Genomic DNA, 1,628 nt, shown 5'->3' on the forward strand with positions numbered 1-1,628 from the left:
AAAGATTAAAAAATTGTAGGGGCACAATGTATTGTGCCCATTCTTTAATTAATGTAACGACCTGCCATACCATGGTATGTCGAATTCTGGGCTTTCATCCTTACCTGGTACCACGAAATTGGCATTAGGGTCTTTCCTGAAAATACCATCTTTAAATTCCCCCATTGAGGGGGGATTAATGGGGGTGTGCTTTTAATCGGTCATCCTGAGCCCTCGCTTTTTGAGGGCGTGAGGATCTCATCTTTTAGTTTTCTTTCCTCGCCCCCTCAGCCTTTATCGTGCCCGATTAATGTAGCGATATGCCATTGCATATCGAATTCTGAGCTTTCATCCTCGTTTGATACAACAAAAGCAGTTTTGATTAAAAAACCAAAAACTGGTATAATCTATACCGTCTAGACGGTATAGATTGCAAAGGAAATCAGATATGAATTCAGAAATTAATTTGAAGGATAAAATTTTACAAGCAGCTTGCAAACTCATTGAAGAACAAGGCATGACGCATTTTACCTTAGAAAACATTGCCCAGCGTGCACACGTAAGTAAGGGTGGACTTTTATATCATTTTCCATCCAAAGAGATTCTGGTCCAAGCTATGGTAGAAATATTTCTTAAAGAACTAAAAAGTTCTTTAAGAAAAGATTTTTTATTGAGTAGTCAAGAAAATGATAGAACTATTCAACCAATCAATTGGTTAAAAAACTATATCCACATCTGTTTTAACCAAAAAATTTACTTAAATCAATACAAGTATGCTATATTGGCAGCCTTAACAATGGATCCAAAATTCTTACTTCCGGTTCGGAAGTTTATCAATGAGTCCCAAGAAGAGATGCTATCTTTGGATTTTTCAACCATTGCTACCATGATTCGTTTAACCTGTGAAGGTTTATGGCTCTCTGAACTATTCGGTTTTCAGATGGTTGACGATAGAACTCGAATAAATATAAAACAAAAACTTTTGGATTTATTAGATGAATATGAACTTCATGCAAAACCACTCGACTTTTTTAATTAAAATAAACGATATAATAAGCATATAAAAGGGAGATATAGTATGAAAATCTTGCTAGTCAATCCACCCTCACCAGGCATTTATAATTCTGTGGGTCTTAAACTTCCCCCTCTTGGATTAGGGTACTTAGCTTCAGTTTTACAAAAAAACCATCATCAGGTTAAAATCCTTGATTTACAAGTTGAAAAAAAGTCCAGCTTGGAACAAGAACTTGCCAACTGCGATTTGGTGGGGATTACCTGTGAGAGCAATAAAATTTTTAAAGCTCTTGATATCGCAACCAAAGCTAAGCAAAAGGGTTGCATAACCGTCATGGGTGGTTATCATGCCACCTTCAGAGATAAAGAAATCCTTTCTTTGGGAATGGTTGATTATATTGTTAAGGGTGAAGGAGAATACACCTTTTCCCGCCTTGTGCAAAATCTCGAAGATAAAAAAGATATTTATAACCTCCCAGGTATATCCTACCGGAAGGATAATGTCATATATGAAGCATCTATTCCCCAACCACCTGAAAATTTAGATGATATTCCCTTCCCTTCAAGAGACCTTCTTCCCTTAGGGAAATATTGGATGACCCAAATTGAGGGAGAACCATTAATGAATATAGTAA

Annotated in this window: 2 protein-coding genes; both read left to right on the top strand. The window is 36.4% G+C overall.

Annotated features, from left to right (window positions below):
* The first annotated feature begins 427 nt into the window (after positions 1–427).
* Complete coding sequence (locus PLK24_RS11330) at positions 428–1,018, top strand: TetR/AcrR family transcriptional regulator (RefSeq protein ID WP_324479219.1); 591 nt, start codon at positions 428–430, stop codon at positions 1,016–1,018.
* A gap of 39 nt (positions 1,019–1,057) precedes the next feature.
* Positions 1,058–1,628, top strand: a 571-nt coding sequence (locus tag PLK24_RS11335; RefSeq protein WP_324479221.1) for a B12-binding domain-containing radical SAM protein, incomplete at its 3' end; no start/stop codon positions are given.

It is taken from the genome of Atribacter sp., assembly GCF_035418125.1.
Lineage (GTDB): Bacteria > Atribacterota > Atribacteria > Atribacterales > Atribacteraceae > Atribacter > Atribacter allofermentans.

Bases quoted from the DNA above. Each gene is read 5' to 3' on its own strand.
- PLK24_RS11330 (WP_324479219.1), top strand. From the start codon at position 428: ATGAATTCAGAAATTAATTTGAAGGATAAAATTTTACAAGCAGCTTGC.